The organism is Streptomyces sp. NPDC021019 (assembly GCF_044333295.1).
Classification (GTDB): Bacteria; Actinomycetota; Actinomycetes; order Streptomycetales; family Streptomycetaceae; genus Streptomyces.
The window spans coordinates 1,099,744-1,124,211 of record NZ_JBIRQR010000001.1 but is presented as its reverse complement, the minus strand read 5'-3'; the positions used below and the strand labels follow the sequence as shown (position 1 = coordinate 1,124,211).

26 protein-coding genes are annotated in these 24,468 nt (G+C 71.0%); 17 read left to right on the top strand and 9 right to left on the bottom strand.

What is annotated here, in order from left to right:
- Window positions 1-145: 145 nt before the first annotated feature.
- From ACH4RG_RS05240 to ACH4RG_RS05220, 5 genes are all read left to right on the top strand, one after another.
- Window positions 146-1,333 (top strand): sensor histidine kinase, encoded by a 1,188-nt coding sequence (locus tag ACH4RG_RS05240; RefSeq protein ID WP_398539144.1) that lies wholly within the window; start codon window positions 146-148, stop codon window positions 1,331-1,333.
- 216 nt (window positions 1,334-1,549) lie between these two features.
- Window positions 1,550-2,911 carry a sensor histidine kinase gene (locus tag ACH4RG_RS05235; RefSeq protein WP_398539143.1) on the top strand — a complete coding sequence of 454 codons (1,362 nt, stop codon included), beginning with the start codon at window positions 1,550-1,552 and terminating at the stop codon, window positions 2,909-2,911.
- A gap of 565 nt (window positions 2,912-3,476) precedes the next feature.
- Window positions 3,477-4,136, top strand: a complete 660-nt coding sequence (locus ACH4RG_RS05230) for a response regulator transcription factor (protein WP_265603865.1) — start codon at window positions 3,477-3,479, stop codon at window positions 4,134-4,136.
- 489 nt (window positions 4,137-4,625) lie between these two features.
- The gene (locus tag ACH4RG_RS05225) at window positions 4,626-6,590 is read left to right on the top strand and encodes a 2-oxoacid:acceptor oxidoreductase subunit alpha (RefSeq protein WP_397927745.1); all 1,965 of its coding nucleotides are present in this window, start codon (window positions 4,626-4,628) and stop codon (window positions 6,588-6,590) included.
- The gene (locus tag ACH4RG_RS05220; protein ID WP_265599910.1) at window positions 6,583-7,656 is read left to right on the top strand and encodes a 2-oxoacid:ferredoxin oxidoreductase subunit beta; all 1,074 of its coding nucleotides are present in this window, start codon (window positions 6,583-6,585) and stop codon (window positions 7,654-7,656) included. The genes ACH4RG_RS05225 and ACH4RG_RS05220 overlap by 8 nt, the downstream gene beginning before the upstream one ends.
- Before the next feature lie 58 nt (window positions 7,657-7,714).
- Here ACH4RG_RS05220 and ACH4RG_RS05215 read toward each other — a convergent pair whose 3' ends face one another.
- Window positions 7,715-8,050 (bottom strand): winged helix-turn-helix transcriptional regulator, encoded by a 336-nt coding sequence (locus tag ACH4RG_RS05215; RefSeq protein ID WP_397920546.1) that lies wholly within the window; start codon window positions 8,048-8,050, stop codon window positions 7,715-7,717.
- A 222-nt stretch (window positions 8,051-8,272) separates the two neighbouring features.
- Here ACH4RG_RS05215 and ACH4RG_RS05210 point away from each other — a divergent pair, with 222 nt between their 5' ends.
- From ACH4RG_RS05210 to ACH4RG_RS05190, 5 genes are all read left to right on the top strand, one after another.
- A complete protein-coding gene (locus ACH4RG_RS05210) occupies window positions 8,273-9,133 on the top strand; it encodes an SDR family oxidoreductase (RefSeq protein WP_398539142.1) in 861 nt (286 codons plus the stop codon).
- 203 nt (window positions 9,134-9,336) lie between these two features.
- Window positions 9,337-10,374, top strand: coding sequence for an EamA family transporter RarD (gene rarD / locus ACH4RG_RS05205; RefSeq protein ID WP_397919809.1), 1,038 nt, complete (start codon window positions 9,337-9,339; stop codon window positions 10,372-10,374).
- A 66-nt stretch (window positions 10,375-10,440) separates the two neighbouring features.
- Window positions 10,441-12,105 (top strand): FAD-dependent monooxygenase, encoded by a 1,665-nt coding sequence (locus ACH4RG_RS05200; protein ID WP_398539141.1) that lies wholly within the window; start codon window positions 10,441-10,443, stop codon window positions 12,103-12,105.
- A 19-nt stretch (window positions 12,106-12,124) separates the two neighbouring features.
- Window positions 12,125-12,628 (top strand): hypothetical protein, encoded by a 504-nt coding sequence (locus tag ACH4RG_RS05195; RefSeq protein ID WP_397927741.1) that lies wholly within the window; start codon window positions 12,125-12,127, stop codon window positions 12,626-12,628.
- Between the two features lie 71 nt (window positions 12,629-12,699).
- Entirely contained in the window at window positions 12,700-13,059 is a 360-nt protein-coding gene (locus tag ACH4RG_RS05190; RefSeq protein WP_397919803.1) for a hypothetical protein, read from the top strand.
- Between the two features lie 205 nt (window positions 13,060-13,264).
- On the opposite strand, the gene ACH4RG_RS05185 is transcribed toward ACH4RG_RS05190, so the two are convergent.
- Window positions 13,265-13,468 (bottom strand): cold-shock protein, encoded by a 204-nt coding sequence (locus tag ACH4RG_RS05185; RefSeq protein WP_397919801.1) that lies wholly within the window; start codon window positions 13,466-13,468, stop codon window positions 13,265-13,267.
- Window positions 13,469-14,059: 591 nt separating this feature from the next.
- On the opposite strand from ACH4RG_RS05185, the gene ACH4RG_RS05180 reads away from it, so the two are divergent.
- The gene (locus ACH4RG_RS05180; protein ID WP_397920544.1) at window positions 14,060-14,692 is read left to right on the top strand and encodes an RNA polymerase sigma factor; all 633 of its coding nucleotides are present in this window, start codon (window positions 14,060-14,062) and stop codon (window positions 14,690-14,692) included.
- Window positions 14,689-15,759 carry a CU044_5270 family protein gene (locus ACH4RG_RS05175; RefSeq protein ID WP_397919799.1) on the top strand — a complete coding sequence of 357 codons (1,071 nt, stop codon included), beginning with the start codon at window positions 14,689-14,691 and terminating at the stop codon, window positions 15,757-15,759. Before ACH4RG_RS05180 ends, ACH4RG_RS05175 begins: the two co-directional genes overlap by 4 nt.
- A gap of 240 nt (window positions 15,760-15,999) precedes the next feature.
- Here the strand turns inward: ACH4RG_RS05175 and ACH4RG_RS05170 are convergent, their stop codons facing one another.
- Both ACH4RG_RS05170 and ACH4RG_RS05165 read right to left on the bottom strand, forming a co-directional pair.
- Complete coding sequence (locus ACH4RG_RS05170) at window positions 16,000-16,338, bottom strand: MerR family transcriptional regulator (RefSeq protein ID WP_397919797.1); 339 nt, start codon at window positions 16,336-16,338, stop codon at window positions 16,000-16,002.
- A 600-nt stretch (window positions 16,339-16,938) separates the two neighbouring features.
- Window positions 16,939-17,556: a CGNR zinc finger domain-containing protein gene (locus tag ACH4RG_RS05165; protein WP_397927843.1), complete on the bottom strand. Its 618-nt coding sequence runs from the start codon at window positions 17,554-17,556 to the stop codon at window positions 16,939-16,941.
- A gap of 145 nt (window positions 17,557-17,701) precedes the next feature.
- On the opposite strand from ACH4RG_RS05165, the gene ACH4RG_RS05160 reads away from it, so the two are divergent.
- On the top strand, window positions 17,702-18,157 hold the full coding sequence (locus tag ACH4RG_RS05160) for a VOC family protein (RefSeq protein ID WP_398539140.1): 456 nt from the start codon (window positions 17,702-17,704) through the stop codon (window positions 18,155-18,157).
- 379 nt (window positions 18,158-18,536) lie between these two features.
- Here the strand turns inward: ACH4RG_RS05160 and ACH4RG_RS05155 are convergent, their stop codons facing one another.
- The 3 genes from ACH4RG_RS05155 to ACH4RG_RS05145 are packed head-to-tail and all read right to left on the bottom strand — an operon-like array spanning window position 18,537 to window position 19,644.
- Window positions 18,537-18,968 carry a hypothetical protein gene (locus tag ACH4RG_RS05155; RefSeq protein WP_398539139.1) on the bottom strand — a complete coding sequence of 144 codons (432 nt, stop codon included), beginning with the start codon at window positions 18,966-18,968 and terminating at the stop codon, window positions 18,537-18,539.
- 5 nt (window positions 18,969-18,973) lie between these two features.
- On the bottom strand, window positions 18,974-19,387 hold the full coding sequence (locus ACH4RG_RS05150; RefSeq protein WP_397927735.1) for a hypothetical protein: 414 nt from the start codon (window positions 19,385-19,387) through the stop codon (window positions 18,974-18,976).
- Window positions 19,384-19,644: a hypothetical protein gene (locus tag ACH4RG_RS05145; RefSeq protein ID WP_397918367.1), complete on the bottom strand. Its 261-nt coding sequence runs from the start codon at window positions 19,642-19,644 to the stop codon at window positions 19,384-19,386. Before ACH4RG_RS05145 ends, ACH4RG_RS05150 begins: the two co-directional genes overlap by 4 nt.
- Window positions 19,645-19,751: 107 nt before the next feature.
- Between ACH4RG_RS05145 and ACH4RG_RS05140 the strand changes: the two genes are divergently transcribed.
- The 3 genes from ACH4RG_RS05140 to ACH4RG_RS05130 are packed head-to-tail and all read left to right on the top strand — an operon-like array spanning window position 19,752 to window position 21,021.
- On the top strand, window positions 19,752-20,588 hold the full coding sequence (locus tag ACH4RG_RS05140) for a Scr1 family TA system antitoxin-like transcriptional regulator (RefSeq protein WP_398539138.1): 837 nt from the start codon (window positions 19,752-19,754) through the stop codon (window positions 20,586-20,588).
- Window positions 20,585-20,794 (top strand): DUF397 domain-containing protein, encoded by a 210-nt coding sequence (locus ACH4RG_RS05135; protein ID WP_398539137.1) that lies wholly within the window; start codon window positions 20,585-20,587, stop codon window positions 20,792-20,794. The genes ACH4RG_RS05140 and ACH4RG_RS05135 overlap by 4 nt, the downstream gene beginning before the upstream one ends.
- A 17-nt stretch (window positions 20,795-20,811) precedes the next feature.
- A complete protein-coding gene (locus ACH4RG_RS05130) occupies window positions 20,812-21,021 on the top strand; it encodes a DUF397 domain-containing protein (RefSeq protein WP_397919785.1) in 210 nt (69 codons plus the stop codon).
- 62 nt (window positions 21,022-21,083) lie between these two features.
- Here the strand turns inward: ACH4RG_RS05130 and ACH4RG_RS05125 are convergent, their stop codons facing one another.
- Both ACH4RG_RS05125 and ACH4RG_RS05120 read right to left on the bottom strand, forming a co-directional pair.
- A complete protein-coding gene (locus ACH4RG_RS05125; RefSeq protein ID WP_397919783.1) occupies window positions 21,084-22,001 on the bottom strand; it encodes a hypothetical protein in 918 nt (305 codons plus the stop codon).
- 91 nt (window positions 22,002-22,092) lie between these two features.
- A complete protein-coding gene (locus tag ACH4RG_RS05120) occupies window positions 22,093-23,250 on the bottom strand; it encodes a S1 family peptidase (protein ID WP_397920540.1) in 1,158 nt (385 codons plus the stop codon).
- A 496-nt stretch (window positions 23,251-23,746) separates the two neighbouring features.
- On the opposite strand from ACH4RG_RS05120, the gene ACH4RG_RS05115 reads away from it, so the two are divergent.
- On the top strand, window positions 23,747-24,406 hold the full coding sequence (locus ACH4RG_RS05115; protein ID WP_397919781.1) for a GntR family transcriptional regulator: 660 nt from the start codon (window positions 23,747-23,749) through the stop codon (window positions 24,404-24,406).
- Window positions 24,407-24,468: the final 62 nt, after the last annotated feature.

The window sequence follows — 24,468 nt, the reverse complement described above, 5'->3', positions numbered from 1 at the left end:
CCTGCTCTGTTCTGTACGCACGGGAGTCTAGGGCCTGATAAACGGAGCGTAAGCAGCCGCGTCGGGCATCAGGTGGGGTTATCCCTACTTCACCCCACCCATGAGCCCCATGGTGTGCGCGAGTGCGGCCCGGCAGGCTGTGTGTATGACCATGAGCCCTTCCGTGCCGGATCCCGCCCGGCTGCCGCCCGCCCGCTTCGCCCTCGACCGGTGGGCCTGGCGGGAGGTCGCGTATCTGCTCGCCAATCTGCCGTTGGCCGTCGTCGGGTTCGTCTACACGGTGGTCGTGATCGCTGTCGGCTCCGGGCTCTCCGTCACCGTGATCGGGCTGCCGCTGCTGGTCGGCGGGCTCCAGGGCGCGCGGCTCCTGGGCCGGATGGAGCGGTGGCGGGCGCGGCGGATGCTCGGCGTACAGGTCGAGGAGCCGAGTCCGCTGGCGCGCGGCCACCAGGGGCAGGGGTTCTTCGTCCGGCTGTGGGCGGGGCTCAAGGACCCGGTGGGCTGGCGGGCGTTGCTGTACGGGTTCATCCGACTGCCATGGGGGGTGCTGACGTTCGCGGTGACGCTGGCGAGCCTGTTCGTCCTGTGGCCGGTGCTGCCGTTCATCGCACGCGGGTTGACGACGGTGGACCGGGCGATGGCGCGCGGGCTGCTGTCGCCCTCGGACGAGCTGGAGCGGCGCATCGCCGAGCTGGAGTCGGGCCGGGGCGTGGTCGTGGACACCGCCGCCGCTGACCTCCGCCGCATCGAGCGCGACCTGCACGACGGCGCCCAGGCCCGCCTGGTCGCCCTCGCCATGGGGCTCGGCCTGGCGAAGGAGAAGCTCACCGACGACCCCGAGGCCGCGGCCCGCATGGTCGACGAGGCCCACGGCGAGATCAAGGTCGCCCTCCAGGAGCTGCGCGACCTGGCTCGCGGGATCCACCCCGCCGTCCTCACCGACCGGGGCCTGGACGCCGCGCTCTCCGCCATCGCTTCCCGCTGCACGGTTCCGGTCAAGGTGTCGGTGGGGCTGCGCGGGCGGCCGGCGGAGGCCATCGAGGGCATCGCGTACTTCACCGTCTCGGAGCTGCTTCAGAACGTCAGCAAGCACAGCGGTGCGCGGTCGGCCACCGTCGACGTGTGGCGTTCGGCGGACCGGCTGATGCTCCAGGTCACGGACGACGGCGGGGGCGGGGCCCGGATGGGCGGCGGTACGGGTCTCGCGGGCCTCGCCGAGCGGCTCGACGCGGTCGACGGGGTTTTCGTCCTGGACTCGCCGGAGGGCGGGCCGACGACCGTCACCGCCGAGCTGCCCTGGCGCGACCGGGCCGCAGCGCGGCCGGCCGCCTGACCGCCCGGCGTCCGGGGGTGGGGAAAACCCCCGGGCGGATACGGAGAGGGACCTCATGGCGGCGGAGGCCGCCGGCCAGGACCCTTGAGGGAGAACGGTCCGGGGTGACGGGCCGCCTCCGGCACCATCGCGGCGCAGGCCTCTCCACGCACAAGCCCACTGCCCCACGCACAACCCACTGAGAGACTTCAGACAGAGACGGAACGGACGGAACTCATGGCCACGGCATACGGACCGGACACACGGGACCGGCAGCATCAGGGTTCCGGCCCCGGCTTCGGGGCGAAGACCCCGGCGAAGCACTTCCTCCCGGCGCCCCTGCGCGCGCCGCTGGAGGCCCGCGCCTGGCGCGAGCTGCTCTACACGTTGCTGAGCTTCCCGCTCGCCACGGCGGCGTTCGTCTTCGCGGTCACCATGACGTCGCTGAGCGCGGGCCTGCTGGTCACCTTCGTCGGGATACCGGTCCTCGCCGCCGGTCTCGCCGTCTGCCGGGGCTTCGGTGCACTGGAGCGGCACCGGGCGCGTGGGCTGCTGCGCGTGGCGGTCGCGGATCCGGAGCGGGTGCGAGGGAAGACCGGCGGTCCGTTGTCCTGGATGGGCGCGATCCTCAAGAGCGGGGCGTCCTGGCGGCACCTGCTGTACACGCTGCTCCACTTCCCGTGGGCGACGTTCACGTTCGTCGTCGCGATCACGTTCTGGACGTACGGCCTGGCGGCGCTGACGTACCCGCTGTGGTTCTGGCTCTTTCCGGTGTTCGGGGGGCAGGACGGTCTCCAGCTGTACGGGGACCGCACCCACCAGGAGTATCTGGACTCGCCGGGCGAGCTGGCGGTGACCGGGGCGGTGGGCCTCGCGCTCGTGCTGGCCGCGCCGTGGATCGTGCGGGGGCTGCTGTCGGTGGACCGGCTGATGGTCACCGGTCTGCTGGGGCCGTCCCGGCTGGCCACCCGGGTGTCCGAGCTGGAGTCGGACCGGGGCGTGGTCGTGGACACCGCCGCCGCCGACCTCCGCCGCATCGAGCGCGACCTGCACGACGGCGCCCAGGCCCGCCTGGTCGCCCTCGCCATGGATCTGGGTCTGGCGAAGGAGAAGCTCACCGACGACCCCGAGGCCGCGGCCCGCATGGTCGACGAGGCCCACGGCGAGATCAAGGTCGCCCTCCAGGAGCTGCGCGACCTGGCTCGCGGGATCCACCCCGCCGTCCTCACCGACCGGGGCCTGGACGCCGCGCTCTCCGCGATAGCCTCGCGCTGCACCGTGCCCGTGACGGTCGAGGTGGACCTGGACTCGCGGCCCGCGCAGGCGATCGAGGGCATCGCGTACTTCACCGTCTCCGAGCTGCTGCAGAACATCAGCAAGCACGCCCGTGCGACCCGGGCCACGGTCGACGTGTGGCGGGCGGCCGACCGGCTGATGCTCCAGGTCACCGACAACGGCCGGGGCGGGGCGTCACCGGCCTCGGGCGGCGGCCTGGCGGGACTGACGGAGCGGCTGGACGCCGTGGACGGGGTCCTCGTGGTCGACTCCCCGGCCGGCGGCCCGACGACGGTCACGGCGGAGCTGCCCTGGCGCGGCTGACCCGAGCGCGGCGTCTGCTCGCGCCTCGCCCCCGGTCTCCCGCACCTCTCCCTGTTCCCCCGTCTCCCGCACCTGTACTGCTCCTCCTTGCTCCGCCCCCCGCTCCTCCACCCCCCCCACTTCTCCTTACTCCCCCGCCACCCGGCTTCCCCACTCACCCCTCGTCCCCCTCTCCGCGGTCGTACGCCCCTTCGCCCGGCCTCCCGGTCTCCCGGTCCGGCGACGGGGCTTACGACCGCGACGGTCAGGGCTACGACCGCGACCGTCAGGGCTAGAGACCGCGGCCGTCAGGCACGCACGGCCGGGATCGTCCGGGGCATACGACCGTCCGTGCCCGGGGCCGAGCATGCGGCCGTCCGCGCCCGGAGCGTGCGGGGCCGCGCCGACCGGGCGGCGGGTCCGCGTGGGTTATCCACAGGGACCCCATCCGTGTCCGGGCCCTGAGATGCTTGTGCGGTCGGGGCGCGGTGCGTGGTGGTCGGGCGTGGTGCGTGCGGGGTCGCGGGGAACGCGGCATATTCGGAACAGTGGGGGACTCGCAGTCGTGGAGAACGTGGAGAACAGAGTGCGCGTGGTCATCGCCGAGGATTCGGTCCTGCTCCGGGAGGGGCTCACCCGTCTGCTCACCGATCTCGGGCACGACGTGGTGGCGGGAGTAGGGGACGCGGAGGCGCTGCTCAAGACCGTGGCGGACCTCGACGCCCAGCAGGCGCTTCCCGATGTGGTGGTCGCCGATGTGCGGATGCCGCCGACGCACACCGACGAGGGCGTGCGCGCGGCGGTGCGGCTGCGGAAGGACTACCCGGACATCGGAGTGCTGGTCCTCTCCCAGTACGTGGAGGAGCAGTACGCCACCGAGCTGCTGGCGGGCAGCAGCCGCGGGGTGGGGTATCTGCTGAAGGACCGGGTGGCCGAGGTCCGCGAGTTCGTTGACGCCGTCGTCCGGGTGGCGCAGGGCGGGACGGCACTGGACCCGGAAGTGGTGGCGCAGCTGCTGGGCCGCAGCCGCAAGCAGGACGTGCTGGCCGGGCTGACGCCGCGCGAGCGGGAGGTCCTGGGGCTGATGGCCGAGGGCCGGACGAACTCCGCGGTCGCCCGCCAGCTCGTCGTGAGCGATGGGGCGGTCGAGAAGCATGTCAGCAACATCTTCCAGAAGCTGGGGCTCTCGCCCAGCGACGGGGACCACCGGCGCGTCCTCGCTGTGCTGACCTACCTGAATTCCTAGACGTCTGGCACCCTGACCCCCTGGCTTCTGACGCCCCGTCAGGTTCTCACCGAGGCGGAACGCGAGCCACGGACACCCTCGGAGCCGCGGCGACGCTCCGAGACTGCGCCCGGGGTGCTCCCGGGGCGCTCCGGGAGCACCCCGGGGCGCATCGCGACCGTCGCGCGGGTCCAGGGGTGTCCGGCGGGTGTCGGGCGGGCACCTCTGATCAAGAAGAGGCCGACCGAAGCGCGAGCGGCACGGGAGGGACTGGGAGCGGTACAGGAGGGACCTGCGGGGACCTAGGACAAAAGACCCAGAGGGCGGCCGTCTTCATCTCGCGATCAGGGGGCTTGCAAAACGTGACAAACCTTAATCAAAGGGTGTCTCAAAATAGCGTCCACCATATGATCGGTCCCTGGAAGGTCACCTACGCGGACGTAGGGTGGCCTCTGGGATCGCCGGCTGGCCGGACGGTTCCGAACCGCCGCCCAAGGGAGGTCCAGTTCAGTGACGAGCCAGGTCAGTAGCGCGGCAGAGAAGGCCGAAGAGGCCAACGACGCCGTCCTCGGGGGTCAACGAGCCCCCCTGTCAGGTACGACGGGAACCACGGGCGGCGACGGGAAGGAGATCCGTCGCCTGGACCGGGTGATCATCCGTTTCGCGGGCGACTCGGGTGACGGTATGCAGCTCACGGGTGACCGGTTCACCTCGGAGACCGCTTCCTTCGGCAACGATCTCTCCACGCTGCCGAACTTCCCGGCCGAGATCCGCGCCCCCGCAGGCACCCTGCCGGGGGTCTCTTCCTTCCAGCTCCACTTTGCCGATCATGACATTCTGACCCCGGGAGACGCCCCCAACGTCCTGGTCGCGATGAACCCGGCCGCGTTGAAGGCGAACATCGACGACGTTCCGCGCGGCGCGGAGATCATTGTGAACACCGATGAGTTCACGAAGCGGCCGATGGCGAAGGTGGGGTACGCGACCAGTCCACTGGAGGACGGTTCGCTGGAGGCCTACAACGTCCATCCGGTGCCGTTGACGACGTTGACGCTGGAGGCGTTGAAGGAGTTCGGGCTGCCTCGCAAGGAGGCCGAGCGGTCGAAGAACATGTTCGCGCTGGGCCTGCTGTCGTGGATGTACCACCGGCCGACCGAAGGGACGGAGACGTTCCTGCGGCAGAAGTTCGCGAAGAAGCCGCAGATCGCCGAGGCGAACGTGGCGGCCTTCCGGGCGGGGTGGAATTTCGGCGAGACGACCGAGGACTTCGCGGTCTCCTACGAGGTCGCCCCGGCCTCGCAGGCCTTTCCCACCGGCACCTACCGCAACATTTCGGGGAACCTCGCCCTGTCCTACGGGCTGATCGCGGCCGGGCAGCTGGCGGAGCTGCCGTTGTATCTGGGGTCGTATCCGATCACTCCGGCCTCGGACATCCTGCATGAGCTGTCGCGACACAAGAACTTCGGTGTGCGGACGTTCCAGGCGGAGGACGAGATCGCCGGGATCGGTGCGGCGCTGGGCGCGGCCTTCGGCGGGGCGCTGGGCGTCACGACGACGTCCGGCCCGGGGGTGGCGCTGAAGTCGGAGACGATCGGTCTCGCGGTCTCCCTGGAGCTGCCGCTGCTGATCATCGACATCCAGCGGGGCGGGCCGTCGACCGGGCTGCCGACCAAGACCGAGCAGGCCGATCTGTTGCAGGCCATGTTCGGCAGGAACGGTGAGGCCCCGGTTCCGATCGTGGCTCCCCGGACTCCGGCCGACTGCTTCGACGCCGCGATCGAAGCGGCCCGGATCGCCCTGGCCTACCGCACCCCGGTCTTCCTGCTCTCCGACGGCTACCTCGCCAACGGCTCCGAGCCGTGGCGGATCCCGGAGACGTCGACCCTGCCCGATCTGAAGACCCCCTTCGCCAGCGGACCGAACCACACGCTGGCGGACGGGACAGAGGTGTTCTGGCCCTACAAGCGCGACCCGGAGACCCTGGCCCGTCCGTGGGCGGTCCCCGGTACGGCGGGCCTGGAGCACCGTATCGGCGGGATCGAGAAGCAGGACGGCACGGGCAACATCTCCTACGACCCGGCCAACCACGACTTCATGGTCCGCACCCGTCAGGCGAAGATCGACGGCATCGAGGTCCCCGACCTCCAGGTCGACGACCCCGCCGGGGCCCGCACCCTGGTACTCGGCTGGGGATCGACGTACGGGCCGATCACCGCGGCGGTGCGTCGGCTGCGGGCCGCGGGGGAACCCATCGCCCAGGCCCACCTGCGCCATCTCAACCCCTTCCCGAAGAACCTCGGCGAGGTGTTGAAGCGCTACGACAAGGTCGTCGTCCCGGAGATGAACCTCGGCCAGCTCGCCCTGCTGCTCAGGGCGAAGTACCTGGTGGACGCCCACAGCTACAACCAGGTCAACGGAATGCCGTTCAAGGCCGAGCAGCTCGCCACGGCCCTCAAGGAGGCCATCGATGCCTGACACCGAGGAACTGCACCACAACGACCTCCTGCAGCTGGTGCCCAAGGCCGAGGCGAAGCAGTCCATGAAGGACTTCAAGTCCGACCAGGAGGTCCGCTGGTGCCCCGGCTGCGGCGACTACGCGGTGCTCGCCGCCGTCCAGGGGTTCATGCCGGAGCTGGGCCTCGCGAAGGAGAACATCACCTTCGTCTCCGGAATCGGCTGCTCCTCCCGCTTCCCGTACTACATGAACACCTACGGGATGCACTCCATCCACGGCCGCGCCCCCTCCATCGCGACCGGGCTCGCCACCTCGCGGCGTGACCTGTCGGTCTGGGTCGTCACCGGCGACGGCGACGCCCTCTCCATCGGCGGCAACCACCTCATCCACGCCCTGCGCCGCAACGTCAACCTCAAGATCCTGCTCTTCAACAACCGGATCTACGGGCTGACGAAGGGCCAGTACAGCCCCACGTCCGAGCTGGGCAAGATCACCAAGTCGACGCCGATGGGGTCGCTCGACGCGCCGTTCAATCCGGTGTCCCTCGCCATCGGAGCGGAGGCGACGTTCGTGGCGCGCACGGTCGACTCCGACCGTAAGCACCTGACCAGCGTGCTGCGCGCGGCCGCCGAGCACTCGGGCACGGCGCTGGTGGAGATCTACCAGAACTGCAACATCTTCAACGACGGCGCTTTCGAGGTCCTCAAGGACAAGGAACAGGCCGCGGAGGCCGTCATCCGCCTCGAACACGGTCAGCCGATCCTCTTCGGCTCCCAGGAGCCCAAGGGCGTCGTGCGCGATCCGGCCACCGGCGATCTGAAGGTGGTGGCCGTCACGGAGGAGAACCGCTCGCAGGTCCTCGTCCACGACGCCCACGCGGAGTCGCCGACGACAGCGTTCGCGCTGTCCCGGATCGCCGACGCGGACACCCTGCACCACACCCCCATCGGGGTGCTGCGGAGCGTCGAACGGCCTGTCTACGACACGCTGATGTCCGACCAGCTCGACGCCGCCGTCGAGCAGAACGGCAAGGGCGACCTCGGCTCGCTCCTCGCCGGCAACGACACCTGGACCGTCGTCGGCTGAGGCCGGGCGAGGACCGCACGCGCACCGCCCGGGGCCCGGGCCCGATCTCCCACGGGGATCAGGCCCGGGCCCTGTCGTATGCCTCGCGTGCCGCCTGCACCGCGCCCACCTGGCGTTCGGTCCAGCGGGCGAGCGCCCAGACCTGCTCGGCGGCCTCGATGCCGAGCGGGGTGAGCGTGTAGTCGACCCGCGGCGGGATCACCGGCTTCGCGTCCCGGTGGACGAAGCCGTCGCGCTCCAGCGTCCGGAGCGTCTGGGCCAGCATCTTCTCGCTGACCCCGCCCACCGCGCGGCGCAGTTCGCTGAAGCGGTGCGAACGCTCCAGCAGCGCCGCCAGCACGAGGACGCCCCAACGGCTCGTCACGTGCTCCAGGATCAGCCGGGACGGACACATGGGCTGGTTGACGTCCCAGGCCAGGAGAGAGGACAGGGCCGCACCACGGCCTTCGCCCGGACGGCTCGATCGTGGAATCTCCGCGCTCTCCGCCATGCCGGTACCTTACTTCAAAGTGGGTACTTTCCAGCAGTTAGCGCTACCCGTAGGGTCGTAACCGAAGGGCGGAAACGGACCGAACCACCGAAACCGCATCATCGAACCACCGAATCGGAGACCCTCATGAGCATCGTCGTCACCGGAGCCACCGGCACACTCGGCCGCCTCGTCGTCGACGCCCTGCTGGCCGAGGTCCCGGCCGGCGAGGTCGTCGCGGTCGTGCGCGACAAGGAGAAGGCCGCCGCGCTCGCCGCCCGCGGCGTGGAGCTGCGCATCGCGGACTACGACCGCCCCGAGTCCCTCGCCGGAGCTTTCCGGCCCGGCGACCGGGTACTGCTGATCTCCGGCAGCGAGGTGGGCAAGCGGGTGCCGCAGCACGCCGCGGTCGTCGACGCGGCGAAGGCGGCGGGCGTCGACCGGCTCGCGTACACCGGCGTGCTCGGCGGGCCCGACGCGGACTTCACACTGGCCGACGAGCACAAGGCCACCGAGCAGCTGATCCTCGACTCCGGGCTGCCGTACACGTTCCTGCGCAACGGCTGGTACACCGAGAACTACACCGCCAATCTGGCCCCGGTCCTGGAGCACGGCGCGGTGCTCGCCAACGCGGGCGAGGGCCGCGTCGCCTCCGCCTCCCGGGCCGACTACGCCGCCGCGGCGGCCGCCGTACTGACCGGCGACGGCCACCTGAACACCGCCTACGAGCTGAGCGGCGACACCGCCTGGTCGCTCGCCGAGTACGCCGCGCTGCTGTCCGAGCTGACCGGCGAGAAGATCACGTACAAGAACGTGCCGGCCGCCGCACACCAGAAGGTCCTGGTCGGTGCCGGACTGTCCGAGGGCTTCGCCGCGATCCTCGTGGACGTGGACGAGGCGATCGGACGGGGGCGGCTCGCGGGGACGAGCGGCGACCTCGCCCGGCTCATCGGCCGCCCGACGACGCCCCTCGCCGAGACCGTGCGCGCCGCCCTGCCCGCCGCCTGAGCCCCGCCCCCCTGCGCACCGCCTGGCTCTCGACGCACCCCTGACCCACCGTGCCGAGCGCGTCCCCGCGCCCCTCGCCCGCCTCATCGCACAGGGCGCCTGTCATGAGTGTTTCCGTGAGACGGCTATGACATGAAGCCGTTCCGGCGCTACCGTCGTGCCGTCGGCGGAACCGCCGGCGCGCGGCCGGGCCGGGAGGGCACGTGGAGGGGAAGAACGAACAGCGGGCAGGCCTGCTGTACGGAATCGGCGCGTACGGAATGTGGGGCCTGGTCCCGCTGTTCTGGCCGCTGCTCAAGCCGTCCGGGGCGATCGAGATCCTCGCGCACCGGATGGTCTGGTCGCTCGGTGTCGTCGCCGTAGCCCTGCTGGTCGTCCGCCGCTGGTCCTGGATCGGCGAGCTGGTCCGCGACCGGCGCAAGCTGGGCCTGATAGCGGTCGCGGCGGCGACGATCACCGTCAACTGGGGCCTCTACATCTGGGCCGTGAACAACGGCCAGGTCGTGGAGGCCTCGCTCGGCTACTTCATCAATCCGCTGGTCACCATCGCCATGGGCGTCCTGCTGCTGGGCGAACGGCTGCGGCCGGTCCAGTGGGCCGCGGTCGCCACAGGGCTGGTAGCCGTCCTCGTCCTGGCGATCGGCTACGGCAAGCCGCCCTGGGTCTCGCTGGTACTGGCGTTCTCGTTCGCCACGTACGGCCTGGTGAAGAAGAAGGTCGACATGGGCGGCCTGGAGTCGCTGGCCGCCGAGACCGCCGTGCTCTTCGTGCCCGCGCTCGGCTTCCTGCTCTGGCTCGTCGCCACCGGCGAGTCGACGTTCACGACCGGGGGCGCGGGGCACGGGTTCCTGCTCGCCGCGACGGGCATCGTCACGGCGGTGCCGCTGATCTGCTTCGGTGCGGCGGCGGTCCGGGTGCCGCTGTCCACGCTGGGGCTGCTCCAGTATCTGGCCCCGGTCTTCCAGTTCGGGCTGGGTGTCCTGTACTTCGACGAGTCGATGCCGCCCGAGCGGTGGGCCGGATTCGCCCTGGTCTGGCTGGCACTGTCGCTGCTGACCTGGGACGCGCTGCGGACCGCCCGACGCAACCGGGCGCTCGCCCTGAAGCTGCTGGCGACGGCGGGCGCCGCTCCCGCGGCCGTCCTCCCGGACCCTGCGGCCACGGCCCAGGGCCCCGCAGCCACGACGCAGGACCCGACGCCCACACCGCAGGGCGGCCCCGCACAACAAAAGGTTACCTAGTTGCTTTTCTTACTTGGTTGCGCTTCGCTGTCCTGGATGGACCGGGAGCGCGACCGAAGGAGAAGCATGGACGTGACCGACGTACTCGTCGTGGGAGCGGGACCCACCGGGCTGGTGCTGGCCTGCGACCTGGCCCGGCGCGGCGCGGCCGTACGGATCGTCGACCGGTCCCCCGCCCCGCCGCGCACCTCGCGCGCCAAGGGCCCCAACCCCCGGTCACTGGAGATCCTGGACGATCTGGGAGTGGTCGAGGAGGTGCTCGCCGCCGGTTCGGCCCCGCTGCCGATGCTCAAGTACCGCGACCGCCTCCCGGTCGCGGAGACCGATCCGTGGGCGGACTCCGCGCCCTCGCCCGACGCGCCCTACGACCGGGGGTGGCTGATCGCCCAGTGGCGGCTGGAGGCCATCCTCCGCGACCGGCTGGCCGGGTACGGCGTCCGCGTGGAGTTGGGCCGCGAGGTCGTGGGGCTGACGCAGGCCCGTCACGATGACGGCGACGGGGGCCACGTCGACATCACGTACGCCGATGGACCGGCCGGGCGGGCGCGGTACGTCGTCGGCTGCGACGGCGCCCACAGCTCCGTACGGAAGCTGCTCGGGGTCGGGTTCGAGGGGACCACCGACGAGGACCAGGTGATGGTCTGCGGCGATGTCGACCTGGCCGCGGGCGCCCTGGACCGCACCCGCTGGCACCAGTGGTTCGACGAGGGCGGTGCGGTGATGCTCTGCCCGATCCCCGGCACGCGGACGGGCTGGTGGTTCCAGGCCGGGCCGGAGCGGGACGGCCGGGGACGGCCGCTCGCGCCCACCGCCGACGGGTTCCGGCGGCTGCTCGCCCACCACACCGCCCTGCCCGGCCCGGCCCTGACGCGGGCGGAGCTGCTGTCGACGTACCGGGTCAACGTCCGGATGGCGGACCGGTTCCGCGTGGGGCGGGTCCTCCTCGCGGGCGACGCGGCGCATGTGCACGCCATCGCGGGCGGCCTCGGGATGAACACCGGCCTCCAGGACGCGTTCAACCTGGGCTGGAAGCTGGGGACGGTGCTCGCCGGTCACGCGGACGCGCAGTTGCTGGACACCTATGAGGAGGAGCGCCTTCCGGTGGCCGCCCGGACCCTGGACCTCACATCGGAGCGGCTGCGGGCCACCCTGGAGGCGATCCGTCGCCCCGGCGGCGGTCTGGACGCGGCGTTCACCGCCGACACCACCGGCCTGGGTGTCGGCTACCGCTGGAGCTCCCTGGCCGTCGGGGACCGCCGGGCGGAGGCCGGCCGGCCCGGCTCGCGCGCCGGGGACCGCGCCCCGGACGCCCCCTGTGCCGACGTCGCGACCGGGGCACGGACCCGGCTGCACCGCGTCTTCGCGGGCCCCCTCACCACCGTCCTCGGTTTCGGCCCGGGGAGCGCGGCGGTGCTGCGCGGGACGGCGGACGCGTACGGCGACGCCGGGGTGCGGGTCTGCCGGGTGTACGCGGCGCACGAGGACCGGGCCGGGGCGGAGCCGGGAGCGGTAGCGGTGGTCGACGACGCGGGCCACGCGGCCGCCGCGTACGGAACGGAAGCCTCCGGTCATACCGGCACGGGCGCCATCGTGGTCGTCCGACCCGACCACCACGTGGGCCTGGTCGCCCCGGCGGACGACGCCGGCTCCGTACGGGAGTATCTGCGTCGGCTCCACGGAACGGGCCGGTCCGCGGAACGGTCCCCCGGCATGGTGGACGCCGTGCGGTAAAGGCTGATTGAGTGCCCGGATGGGGACTGTCCTGGGGGCCATGAGGAACGTGCGGTGGCACGAGCTGCAACACGCGTACGGCTCGGCGTCCCAGGTTCCCGGGGTGCTGTCGCGGATCGCCTGGGGTGACGCGCCGACCTCGGACGAGGCGCTGAGCGATCTGGAGCGCTGGATCGGCACCCCGCCCGTCTTCGACTCGACGGCGGCGGCGGTGCCGTTTCTCTGGGAGCTGGCGGCGACGGACACGGTCAGGGACCGGGCGGGCGTCCTGGACCTGCTCGCCACGATCCTGGCGGCCGGGAACCCCGAGCATCCCGCCTGGACCCGTGCCGCGCACGACGCGGTGGCGGCGGGCCGCTCCACGGCCGCCCGGCTGGGCGCCGCGCCCGGCGCGTCGGAGGCCGGGGGCCCCTCCCCGGTGCGGACCGTGCGCACGGCTGCCACCCGCCTGCTGGCCGCGATCGACCGGCACACCTGCCCGGCCTGCGCCGGCCTCCCCCCGCGCGAGGTCCGGGGGCACTGACCCGGCACCGCCGAAGCCGGTGACGGCCCACCCCTCGAACCGGCCGGACCGCGTTGCATAGAGTTGCCCCCATGTCGAAGCCTGACGAACTGCTTGTTGATATCGCTGCCCTGGTGGAGTCCGGGCACAGCAATCAGATGACCCTGACCGTGGTCGCCGGTGGTGCTGTCATCACGGGGCGGCTGGCTCCCGAAGCCATCTGGAGGCAGCGGGTGTCGGAGGTCCTGGCCGACTCGGCCCGCCTGAGCGAATTCTCCGCCGTCTTCACCGCCCCGACGCCCGTGGAGAAAGCGCCCACGCATCTGCACTTCCACGTGGCGCGGATCCTGCAGGGCACGGTGGGAATCCCGGAGACGGGCGGGATGTACCGCGTGTCGATCGATGACGTCAGTGCCTGGACCATGGGCGACTTCAGCTACTCCGACCACTAGAGACCACGCCGCTGCCCGCTGAGATACTTCTGCCCGCGCCGAGGGCCCGACCGGCGCCTGCCGCTCGGGCCCTCACTGTCTTTCCGGTGGCGGGCTCACGGGAATCGTCGCCCCACAGACGAAAGCCCCCGGGAAAGCCCCCGGGGAAAGCCCGCAGCTGGGGCCCGCACCCCGAGGGATGCGGGCCCCAGCTACGAAGTACGCGTCAGGCGGGAACGATGTTCTCGGCCGTCGGGCCCTTCTGGCCAGCCGCGATGTCGAAGGTCACTTTCTGACCTTCGAGCAGTTCACGGAAGCCCTGGGAGGCGATGTTCGAGAAGTGGGCGAACACATCGGCGCCGCCACCGTCCTGCTCGATGAAACCGAAACCCTTGGCCGCGTTGAACCACTTCACTGTGCCGGACGCCATGTCATATCTCCTCTGGGGCAGTACACCGGAACCCGCAATCGACGGATACCGGGTCGCCGCAATGATGCCCCGACCGGAGAATGACCGGAAATACAGAACACTTTCCGTAGCTGAAATGCCGACGAAAGCGTCGAAGTTTTTGGGAATCACAACTGCAACTGAAGCCGACAGTAGCATGCGGTAGCGGTCCCGCGTACGGTCGAATATCGCACTCTGTTCACCGCGCCAAACACACTGTCCGCGCGAAACATTTAATCCTCGTCTCGTGACCATAGGTATTGAGGCATTTCCCGCCCGCCGGAGGGAGACGGCCCCGACCACCGGCAGAATCGACGCCCCTGACAGGGGGACCGGCACCGCGTCACGGGCGGTCCGTAGGCTCTTCCGGGCGGACCGCACGTCCACCCCCGCCGCCTGACCGCCCGTCGGCAGGGGACGTTGTGGCGCGGGTCACAGGAACGGGTGCATGGTCGCGGAGAGATACCCGGTGTGAGGGAACCACCAGAATCAGAGACCCCGGAGAATCCTCAGGGCATCAACGGCACCGACGGCACCCTGGGCACCCAGGACCCGGAGATCTCGGAGAACGAGATGCGCCGGCGCCTGCACGCGGGAGACCGCGAAGCCTTCGCCGAGTTGTACGACAGCTGCGCCCAGGCCGTCTACCGTCACGCGCTGCGGCTGACAGGTGACTGGTCGACTGCCGAGGACATCATGGCGGACACCTTCCTGGCCGCCTGGCAGGGCAGGGAGCGGCTGGAGGAGGGCCGGGGCTCCGCCCTGCCCTGGCTTCTCGGCATCGCCACGCACAAGTGTGAGAACACCCGGCGGGGGCTGCGGCGGCGGCTTGCCTTCCTGGCCCGTCAGCCACCGCCCGCCCCGGTGGCGGACTTCTCGGCGGAGGCGGCGTCCCGGCTGGACGACCGGAGCCGCCTGCGTGCCGTCTCGGCGGCGTTGGGTCAGCTGCGTCGCCAGGAGAGGGAGGTGCTCTCCCTGTGCGTGTGGTCCGGACTGGACTACGAGCAGACCGCCGACGCGCTCGGCGTCCCGGTGGGCACGGTGCGCTCCCGTCTCTCCCGCGCCCGCGGGAAACTCGCCCGGATCGCGGAGCAGACGGAAGGTGCGGAACCCCCGCGAAGAAACCGGGAACCCGCGGGAGTCCACGGAGAGGTAAGGAATACAGCCGCAATCGCGACCCAGCCCGTGCGGGAGGAAACCCCATGAACCGCGAAGACGCCGCCTCTCCTGAGAGCAGGAACGACGGCGCAGCCCGGCACCTGGCCCGGCTGCTTCCCCCACCGGTGACCGAGGACCTGTCGCCCGAGCGATTCCGTCACCAGAAGGAACTCCTGATGAACCACATCGACGCCGACTCCCGCCGTGCCGGTCCGGCTCGGCCCGCCCCCCGCCCCGCGGGCCGGCTCCTGCGCCCCGCCCTCCTCGTCCCCGTGTCGGCGATGGCCCTGGCCGGAATCCTCGCGGGCGGTCTGGCCCTCGGTACGGACGGCGAGGACCGTACGACGAGGGCGACGGCCACCCGGAGCACGGACGGCCTTCTCCACCGTCTCTCGACCGTCGCCCTCACGCGTGAGGCGCCCGTCGTACGGGACGACCAGTTCCTCTACACCCGCTCCAAGGTCCGGGAGGCCGAGATCGGCAGCGGCAAGGCCGTCCTGAGCCCGCTGACCGAGACGGAGGGCTGGGCGCCACAGGACCCGCGCCCCCTCAAGAAGATCGGGCTGACCCGGGTCAATGGAAAGGATGAGGTCAGCAACGCCCAGCTCGGGGACGACGACGGCACTCCTGCCGGGCTGTCCCGCCCCACCTACCACTGGCTCGCCTCGCTGCCCACCGACCCGGACGAACTGCTGACCTACCTCCGTACTCACGTCCCGAAGGACGCCGAGCAGGAAACCGACCAGATCGTCTTCGAGCAGATCGGCGTCCTGCTCGGCGGGGTGCTGCCGCCGAAGACGGCCGCGGCCCTCTACCGTGCGGCGGCGGACATCCCGGGTGTCGAGGAGGCGCCGGCCGCCAAGGACGCCATCGGCCGCACGGGTCTCGGCATCGCCCGCGAGGACACCACACACGGCAACCGCACCGAGTGGGTCTTCGACAAGGACGACCACTCCTTCCTCGGCTCCCGCATGTACCGGACGAAGGACGCCCCGTACGCGAAGGCCGGGACCCTCCTCCACAGCACCGCCGAGATCGAGCACGCCATCGTCGACGAGGCCGGACAGGTCCCGGGCAGGGGAGCCGGGTCCACCGGGGCGCGGCAAGCCGGCTGATCGGAGAGCCCGAGGGGTGCCACAAGCCCCTTCGCCGCCGCCGCTGCCACTCTGCCGCCGCTGCCGCGACCACCGCCGCGCTCTTCGGTCCGGGCGACACGATGCGGACCGAGGCCGACGGGCCGCGCTCATGATGGAGCCGGCCCGCCGGTATCGCTCGGGCGACAGGCCGGTACCGGTCCACGCCCACTCGCGCCCGCCCCGACACGGGTCAGGGCCGGGCAGGGGGGCGACGGCGCCTCAGCCTGCGGTCGACGGGTTCTCCGATGCGGCGGCCTTGCGGTATTCGGCGTTGATGCGCTGGGCTTCTTCGAGCTGGTCCTCAAGGATGACGATGCGGCAGGCGGCCTCGATGGGAGTGCCCTGGTCGACGAGCTCCCGAGCTCGTGCGGCCATGCGCAGCTGGTAGCGGGAGTAGCGGCGGTGCCCGCCCTCGGAACGCAGCGGGGTGATGAGGCGGGCTTCTCCGATAGCTCGGAGAAAGCCCTGCGTGGTACCGAGCATCTCGGCGGCCCGGCCCATCGTGTAGGCGGGATAGTCGTCGTCGTCGAGACGTCCGAACGAGTCGCCTGCTGTCATTTGCACCTCTCTGTGGAACGCGTGGAGGGGCCCGAGTGCCGTACGGCACTCGGGCCCCGAAGGAACTGCTAACACCATCCGTCGGCCCTGTTCACTGGGCCGACCTTCTGTTTCCGCTGGCCCGGCCTGCAATTCGCCGGGGTCGCGGGGATCGCGGTTGCTTGACCGGAGACCACCTCACTATCGATGTCCTGCGGTACCCGGGCTCATCACTCCGCCCGGGCGATCCCGATGGCGCCTCGCTCCTCCGTTCTTCCTCTGGAAAAAATCACTTGCCTACTGCTGGTACTGCTCCTGCGTGAATCGCGGTACTGCTGGTGGCGGCCCCTGATCACTGCGGGCCACCCGGTGCGGTCGCCAGCCCCGTCGCCGTCCTGCAACAACCCTGGCTTCGAAACTCCGCCACCACACCGTCCCACTAACGGCAACTGCTGTACTGCCGCCCGGCAGTTCGTCTCTGCCGGGCCCTTCTGTCTCTGTGGGCTACAAGAGAAACCATAACCACAACACCACCCAATGTCTACTCCGGCGAACATAGATTTTCGTGACCTATGCACGGAGATAGTCACCGTCGGCCACAGGGCGGACGCAGAGCGCTCTTCACTCGTCGGCGTCGGCGAGGAGGCGGGCGCGGTGGGTCCGGACCTTGTGACGGTTGCCGCAGCGCTCCATGGAGCACCAGCGGCGCCTGCCGGGCCGGGAGGTATCGACGAAGAGCAGGCGGCAGCCGTGCGCGCCACACGTGCGGATCCGGTGGGCGAACGCCCCGGTGAACAGCTCGACCGCATCGCGGGCGACGGTGGACAGCAGCCCGGTCCCGGTGCCGCCGGGGGCCCATTCCCGTTCCCCGCCCGGGGCGAGCCGGGCCGTCAGGGGCGGGTGCGCCGCCGCGCCGTTGAGGGTGGCGAGGTCGTCCGGGCCGGGCGGCCCCCCGGCCACATGATTCTCCGCCAGCCGCCACAGCGCATCGCGCAGAACACGCGCGTCCGCCACCTCCCGCGCGCTCACGACGAGCGTCGGGCCCGGACCCGCACCGGCCTCGCCGCCCGGACCGAGCCCGTCCGGCAGCCGACTCTCCTCCGCCCAGCGCAGCAGGTCGGCGGGCTCGTGCAGCACCTCGAAGTACGCCAGCGCGCCCGGCCCCCCGGTCGGCAGGAGCTCCAGACAGAGCGCGCCCGGATCGAACCGGAACGAACTGCCGTCCGGGTGCCGCAGCAACAGCCCGGAAGGCTCCTGTCGCCCCGGCCGTACGGACCGTCGAGGCCGCTCCGACCGCTCCGGCTGTTCGGACTGTTGGGACTGTTGGGACTGTTCCGGCGCGCCCGTTGCCCTTTCGCTCATGTAACCACTATAAACGGTTTCCATGACACAGACACTGTCCTGGAAGCTCGTGATCGACAGCGCCGACCCGCACGCACAGGCCGGATTCTGGGCGGCGGCCCTGGGCTATCTCGTCGAGGACAACAGCCCGCTGGTCGAGCAACTGCTCGCCGCCGGAGCTGTACCCGAGGCCATCACGACCCACGCCCACGGCCGCCGCGCCTGGCGCGACCTCGCGGCGGCGCGGCATCCGGACGACCCGTACGACGAGGTCAGCGGTACGGGGCAGGGGCGGCGGCTGCTGTTCCAGCGGGTACCGGAGCCGAAGACGGTGAAGAACCGACTCCACATCGATGTGCACGCCGCGCCGGGGCAGCGCGACGCGGAGGAGGAGCGACTGGTGGGGCTGGGTGCGCGGGCGCTGCGCACGTTCGACGAGCAGGGTGGGAGCTGGGTCCTCATGGCAGACCCCGAGGACAACGAGTTCTGCCTCAGCTGATCCGCGGCGGGCATCGCGGGCGGGCAGGTTGACGCCCACCCGCGACGCCCACCCGCGACGCCGGCCAGCGACGCCGGCCAGCGATACCCTCCCGAGACGCCGGCCCGTCAGCCCTGCGCGCACCTACGGCAGGCGCCCCGGCGGCGCAGGGAGTGCAGGTACGAATGCGGTCGGGGCAACCCCCCTGACAGTAGATGCGTCATACAGGAAGACGACGACGTACGGCCGAGGGAAAGAACGACGCGATGGACGAACAGCTGGTGAGAGCGTTCAGGTGGGCTGCACGCGGGGTGGGCGGCGCCCTTGACTACATCGCCCTGCGCACCGGCGTCGGCACGCTGACCGGCGGCCTGCGGAACGCTGTCGGCCGCAAGCGGCGCTAGGCCCTGCCATCTCCGTCGCGGTCGCGTCGTACGTCCTCCCGGATCCGCTCCGCCATCAGATCGGCGAGCGGATCCCTCACGTCCCAGGAGTGCGCGGCCGGGTGCCGGTCGTACAGCACGCAGGCGTCCCCGTCCTTGACGGACAGCCGGTGGATGACGGCCGGGCACGGCAACAGCTCCGCGAAGCGGAACCTGCGGCGGCCGTCGGCGTCGGTCCAGAACATCCACAGGTCCCGCCCGGCCGGGGCCGAGGCCGACCAGAGCTGGGCCGCGTGCTCGACCCCCTCGCCGTGCTCGCCGAGTTCACAGAGCAGGAAGTCGTCCAGATCGGGCGCTTTCGACGCCTGCCCCGGCCCGCCCGCCAGACCCATGAGCGCCACGCGCGCACCCATCTCGGGGAGTTCGCTGACGGCGGTGCACTGCAACATGACGCTCATCCTTGCCGGAGAGAAGAGGAACGGACAGAGGCACGGGCGGGGACCAGAGGACGCATGACGAGCCCGTACCAGGCAGCGGCGTCCCGGGCGACGAACTCGTACGGCAGCCCCTCCGCGAGCCGCCCCAGCGCGTAGTCGTGCTCACCGAAACTGTCCGCCCAGACACGGAGTTCCGCCGGTGCGTCGCGCCGGCCCCCGGCAGGAACCGGGTACAGCGCACGGGCCGCAACCCAGGGCACGTACGGCTCCGGATCGAGCGCGTCCGCGAAACGCCGGGCCTGCCGCCGCAGCCAACGCAGGGCCAGCCGCCGCGTCGGCGCGAGAACCCCGCCGAGCCGGACCGTCCTCGCCGCGTCACCCCCGTGGCTCTCCGCGACGTACCAACGCTCCCGCACCTGCACCGCGTTCACAGCACCTCACCCCGACTACGGGCATTCAGCCGCGCCGTCCTGGCCCGGAGCTGCTCCATCAGCAACGCCGGCCGAACCCGGCGCGGCTCCGCCTCCCACTCAGCCCCTCCACCCACCGGCCGCAACGACCAGTAAGGGCCGGCCACCCCACGGAACTCCCCCACCCGGTCACCACGACCGGAGTCCACCACGAGCGCTCCGAGGACCGGGAGATCGGGAAGCCCCTGCACATTCGGACAAGCGTTCTCGCCATACACCTATCGCTCCTCTCCGTAGCCAATTGACTACCGGGGCGATTCAGCGTGACCTACCGTGAAGAGCCATTCAACTTGCCTATTCGGCACGGAAGATCGGGACGGGGTCCGTGAACATCAAGGAGTTGAACCCGGAAAGCTCCGCGCAGGCGGCGTACGGTGCACGTCTGCGCGGGTTACGGGAGCAGCGGTGCTGGACACAGGAGGAGCTGGGGAACCGCAACGGCTACTCCAGCACGCACATCTCGTCGGTGGAAACTGGTCGTAAACTCGCGACCTTGCGCTTTTCGCGCAGTACGGACCGGGTGCTGGGGCTCACCGGGACCGAGGCGTCGTTCGAGCGCGAACTGGGCCAGATCAAGCACGGCAGCCTGCTGGAGGGCTTTCCGGAGTTCCTCGGTTACGAGCGCCGGGCGGCGGAGATCCGGCTGTACGAGGTCGGCGTCATGCCGGGCCTGCTCCAGACCCCGGAGTACGCCAGGGTCCTGGCCGACAGCGCAGTCAGGCGACAGGCGATCACGGCCGACCAGGCGCAGGAACGGGTCGCGTTGGTCGCGGAGCGTCAGGCGGCCCTGGTCCGGGAGAAGCCGCCGCTGGTCTTCGCGCTGCTGGACGAGAGCTGCCTCCGCAGGCCGGTGGGCGGTCCGGAGGTCATGAAGGCGCAGATGGACCGGCTCATCGAGTTCGCCGAGCAGCCCAATACGGTGCTTCAGGTGGTGCCGTTCACCATGGGAGAGCACCGCCCGTTCAGTCTGCCAATCACCATCCTGACGATGCCCGACCGCTCGCTCATGTCGTACGCGGAGTCGGCGCAGCAGGGCTATTTGGAGCGTGAAAGTGGCTCGGTGGTCCCGCATCTGACGGCCTACCATCAGATGCAGGCGGTAGCGCCCTCCCAGGCCGCGTCCGTAGACATGTTCAGGCAGTTGCGAAAGGGCACCCCGTGACAACCGAGACCCCCCGTTGGTTCACGTCCTCCTACAGCGAAAACGGCGGCCAGTGCGTCGAGGTCGCCACCAACCTCGCCGCCCCGCACGGCATCGTCCCCGTCCGCGACTCCAAGAACGTGAGCGGCCCGGCCCTCACCGTCCCCGCCGCCGCGTTCACCGCCTTCGTCACGGGTATCAAGTCCGGGGAGTTGCAGCACCCGTAGCTACGGAAGGGCACCCCGTGACAACCGAGACCCCCCGTTGGTTCACGTCCTCGTACAGCAACAACGGCGGCCAGTGCGTAGAGGTCGCCACCAACCTCGCCGCCCCGCACGGCATCGTCCCCGTCCGCGACTCCAAGAACGTGAGCGGCCCGGCCCTCACCGTCCCCGCCGCCGCGTTCACCGCCTTCGTGGCCGGCGTCCGGGCCGGAGACTTCGGCACCGTCTGAGCGGCCCGAAAGCCATACCGCGAGGCCCACCGCGTACGGACACGCGGTGGGCCTCGCGTCGCTCAGTCGGGCCACGTCCACTCGATCCCGTACACGCCCGGTACGCACCGCGTCGGCATGAGGTGGGTCGTGTGGAAGTCATCCAGGGCCGTGCGGTGGCGGTGGCTGGGGTCGGCGCCGATCCGCTCGCGGCGGTATCCCCAGCAGTGGGTGGGCACCGCCCCGGGATCGAAGCGCACGTGGAGCAGGTACGCCCGCAGCGGAGCGGTGACGCGGCGCTCGTGCTGCCAGGAGGTCTCCCCCTGCGCACCGAGCGTGTAGGAGACCACCGCCGTCTCCGTCCGCGCCAGCCGCCGCCCGAGCGGGATGTCGGCCGCCACGCAGCCCAGCTCCTCCAGGAAGCGGATGCGCGGTGCGGGGCGTCCGGGGACGGTGAGGACGGCCGTCCCGGGTTTCGGGGAGTCGAGGAAGTGGACGACGCTGAGATGGTCGACGCCGTCGTGGACGGCCTGCACCACCGTGGTCACCGACGTCTCGCGGATGGCCCGGCGGTCGTCCAGGCAGACCGTCTCCTGGACGGTCAGCGCGCGCAGACCCGCGTTGAAGTGGGCGAAGGCGTCGCCGAGGGCCCGCTCGACGTCGGAGTCCTCACCGAAGACGCCTCGGGCCGCGGCCGGGTCGGGCGGCCGGGCCCCGCCCCGGGGGCGGTGCGGTCCGAGCAGCGAGCGCAGAGCGCCGGTCGGCAGGTCGAGCAGGGACTCCAGGGCGTCGACGGCGCGCAGCGACTGGGCCTTCTCGGGCTGGCTGCGACCACGCTGCCAGTGGCTGAGAGTGGCGAGGCTGACGGATATCTGCTGGGCCCGCAGGTGGTCGCGGATGCGTTCCAGCGGCAGTCCGCGTCGGCGCAGGGCGTGCCGGAACACGGCCGCGAACGTCGCGTCGGTCCCTTCGAGGTCTTCGGGATCGAAGATGTGCGGCATGGCGTCTCTCAACGGTCTGCGGGCACCGGCGGCGCGGGGGCCGCCCACCTTAGCCCGGTGGACGGCCCCTGGTCAGCCCTTCTGCCGCAGGTCAGTTGGTGTTGAGGGTCAGACCGTAGTAGGCGAGGGTGTCGTCGAGCGGCTGGAAGTAGGAGGAGCCCCGGGAGTTGACTCCGCCGGTGCAGCGCTGGTTGGTGGGGCCGCCGGAGGTCATGCCCTGGGCCTGGTTCCCGGAGATGTACGCGCCGCCGCTGTCGCCGCCCTCCGTGCAGACGCTGGAGGTGGCGAGCCCGGTCACGACGGTGTCGGGCCCGCCGTTGCGGTCGACGTAGGTGACCGAGACGTTGTAGGAGCCGACCGACCCGCAGGTCCAGCCGGTGGTCGCCCCGGACTTGCAGATCGAAGCACCGGAGTAGGCCCGGCTGCTGCCGCGGACGGCGATCGGGTTGGTGTTGCCCCAGGTGCCGACGCTGGTGGTGATGGAGTGGCCGGAGTTGACGGACGCGATGCCCATGTCGACGCTGCGGGTGCCGAGGGCGTAGCGGGTCTTGGTGCCCTTGGCGAAGGCGGTGCCGTCGTAGCGGAGGGTGGGGAGGTTGGCGACGCAGTGTCCTGCGGTGACCAGGTACTGGTTGCCGGACCGGTCGCGGGCGCCGTAGCCGACGGAACACCAGCCGGTGGTGTTGTTGATCGTCATCTTGCTGCCGGGGTATATCGCGGCCTGGGGTGCGAGCTTCTCCTCGCCGCGCACGATCTTGACGGCGGAGCCGTGCTTGGCCGCTGCGGCGAGGAACGCCTTGGCGGGGGCCGAGCGGTCGCTGTTCACCTTGACGACGACCTGGTCGGCGGCGAGGTCCACGGACCAGGCCACCACTCCGGCCGGGGCGCTCTTCGCGGCGGCGGCGTCGAGCTGGGCCTTGATCCGGTCGAGGGTGCTCTCGCCGCGGGCGGGCAGTCGGGCGTCGAGTCCGGCCTGTTCGAACCGGGCGACGTCAGCACGTTTCTCGGCGTTGACGGTCAGGGCGCCGGAGGCGTCGAAGAACGCCCCGTTCTCGGCCAGTCCGCCTTTGCGCAGCTCGGCGAGCCGCTTCTGCTGGGCGTCCTGCCGGTCCAGCCGTTCGGTCGCCGCCTTCTCGTCCACGCCGAGCGACGCGGCGAGCGCCCGTACCATCTCGGGCTGGTAGTGCGGGGCGGACGAGTCCCCGGCGGGGGCGGCGCTCTGGGCCTGAGCGGTGACCTGGGTTCCCATGACCACGGAGGCCGAGAGCGCGGCGGCGACGAGAGCGAATCTGTACGTGCCGGCACTGCGGGAATTACGGGAATTGCGGGAATTACGCACGCTGATTCCTTTCGGATGGCAGGCGAAAACTCGCGAGGGGGGTTGATTCGGCGATACGTCAGCGCGTGTCGCCGGGAGTGGGTTTTCGCCCGGCGGTGGGAACGAGGCCCGCCGCGAGATGAACTGTGGCCCAACGCCCGCGTGCCAACAAGGTGGTTGGCGGGAGCAAGTTTTTACAGAACACCGGGGGGACTGTAAAAGCCGGCGATCGCCTTTCGTCCGTTGGACGCACCGATCAGCCAGGCGCTGTCCCGTAATCCCTGTCCGACCGACAGCCGCCTCATCGAGCGCCGTTGGGGCGCATCCCGTTCTCGACGCGGCGTGCCCGTCGGGAGCGACGACCGACCAACAGCCCCGGTCGGCACGGGTCTTGACAGCCCGACTGGCGCAGCATGCAATATATTGCATGCCAGTTCCGCAGAACCGAGGTCTCGTCTCCCGGTCGCTCCTGCGCGAGAGCGCCTACCGGGCCATCCGTGACGCCATCGTCGACGGCACTCTCGCACCCGGTGAACGCCTCAACGACGGTGATCTGGTCGCCTGGCTCGGAGTCAGCCGTACGCCGGTGCGCGAGGCGCTGGCGAGGCTGGAGCAGGCGGGGCTGGTGCAGACGAAGCCCGGCCGGTACACCATCGTGAGCCCGCTCGACGTCCGCGCCGTGCGGGCAGCGCAGTCGGTCACCTCCGCCATGCACGAACTCGCCGTACGGGAGGCGGTTCCGCAACTGGACGCGGTCGAGCTCGACGCCATGCGCGAGGCGAACGCCCGATTCGCCGACGCCTTGCGGCGCAACGACGCCGAGGCGGCGCTGGAGGCCGACGACGCCTTCCACCGCGTTGCCGTGACCGCTTGCGCCAACACCGCCGTCACCACCGTCCTCGACCAGTTCACACCCGTGCTGCGGCGCCTGGAGCGGCTGCGCTTCTCCTCGCTGAGCGGACGCGGGTCGGTGGCCCAGCACGACCGGATCATCGGACTGTGCGCGGCCGGGGACGTCGAGGGTGCGGTGGCCGCCACCCGGGCGAACTGGCAGACGCTGCTGCCGTTGCTCGACGCGTCCCCCTGAACGCCCTCCACCCCGCGACCCGCCGCAGTGCCACCGCGCCGGACCCGTCCACACCCACGAGG

Bases quoted from the DNA above. Each gene is read 5' to 3' on its own strand.
- ACH4RG_RS05240 (WP_398539144.1), top strand. From the start codon at position 146: ATGACCATGAGCCCTTCCGTGCCGGATCCCGCCCGGCTGCCGCCCGCC.
- ACH4RG_RS05120 (WP_397920540.1), bottom strand. From the start codon at position 23,250: ATGGGAACCCAGGTCACCGCTCAGGCCCAGAGCGCCGCCCCCGCCGGG.
- ACH4RG_RS05215 (WP_397920546.1), bottom strand. From the start codon at position 8,050: ATGTGTCCGTCCCGGCTGATCCTGGAGCACGTGACGAGCCGTTGGGGC.
- ACH4RG_RS05180 (WP_397920544.1), top strand. From the start codon at position 14,060: ATGCGCCGGCGCCTGCACGCGGGAGACCGCGAAGCCTTCGCCGAGTTG.
- ACH4RG_RS05210 (WP_398539142.1), top strand. From the start codon at position 8,273: ATGAGCATCGTCGTCACCGGAGCCACCGGCACACTCGGCCGCCTCGTC.
- ACH4RG_RS05195 (WP_397927741.1), top strand. From the start codon at position 12,125: ATGGGGACTGTCCTGGGGGCCATGAGGAACGTGCGGTGGCACGAGCTG.
- ACH4RG_RS05175 (WP_397919799.1), top strand. From the start codon at position 14,689: ATGAACCGCGAAGACGCCGCCTCTCCTGAGAGCAGGAACGACGGCGCA.
- ACH4RG_RS05115 (WP_397919781.1), top strand. From the start codon at position 23,747: ATGCCAGTTCCGCAGAACCGAGGTCTCGTCTCCCGGTCGCTCCTGCGC.
- ACH4RG_RS05170 (WP_397919797.1), bottom strand. From the start codon at position 16,338: ATGACAGCAGGCGACTCGTTCGGACGTCTCGACGACGACGACTATCCC.
- ACH4RG_RS05190 (WP_397919803.1), top strand. From the start codon at position 12,700: ATGTCGAAGCCTGACGAACTGCTTGTTGATATCGCTGCCCTGGTGGAG.
- ACH4RG_RS05220 (WP_265599910.1), top strand. From the start codon at position 6,583: ATGCCTGACACCGAGGAACTGCACCACAACGACCTCCTGCAGCTGGTG.
- ACH4RG_RS05200 (WP_398539141.1), top strand. From the start codon at position 10,441: ATGGACGTGACCGACGTACTCGTCGTGGGAGCGGGACCCACCGGGCTG.
- ACH4RG_RS05235 (WP_398539143.1), top strand. From the start codon at position 1,550: ATGGCCACGGCATACGGACCGGACACACGGGACCGGCAGCATCAGGGT.
- ACH4RG_RS05160 (WP_398539140.1), top strand. From the start codon at position 17,702: ATGACACAGACACTGTCCTGGAAGCTCGTGATCGACAGCGCCGACCCG.
- ACH4RG_RS05185 (WP_397919801.1), bottom strand. From the start codon at position 13,468: ATGGCGTCCGGCACAGTGAAGTGGTTCAACGCGGCCAAGGGTTTCGGT.
- ACH4RG_RS05125 (WP_397919783.1), bottom strand. From the start codon at position 22,001: ATGCCGCACATCTTCGATCCCGAAGACCTCGAAGGGACCGACGCGACG.
- ACH4RG_RS05155 (WP_398539139.1), bottom strand. From the start codon at position 18,968: ATGTTGCAGTGCACCGCCGTCAGCGAACTCCCCGAGATGGGTGCGCGC.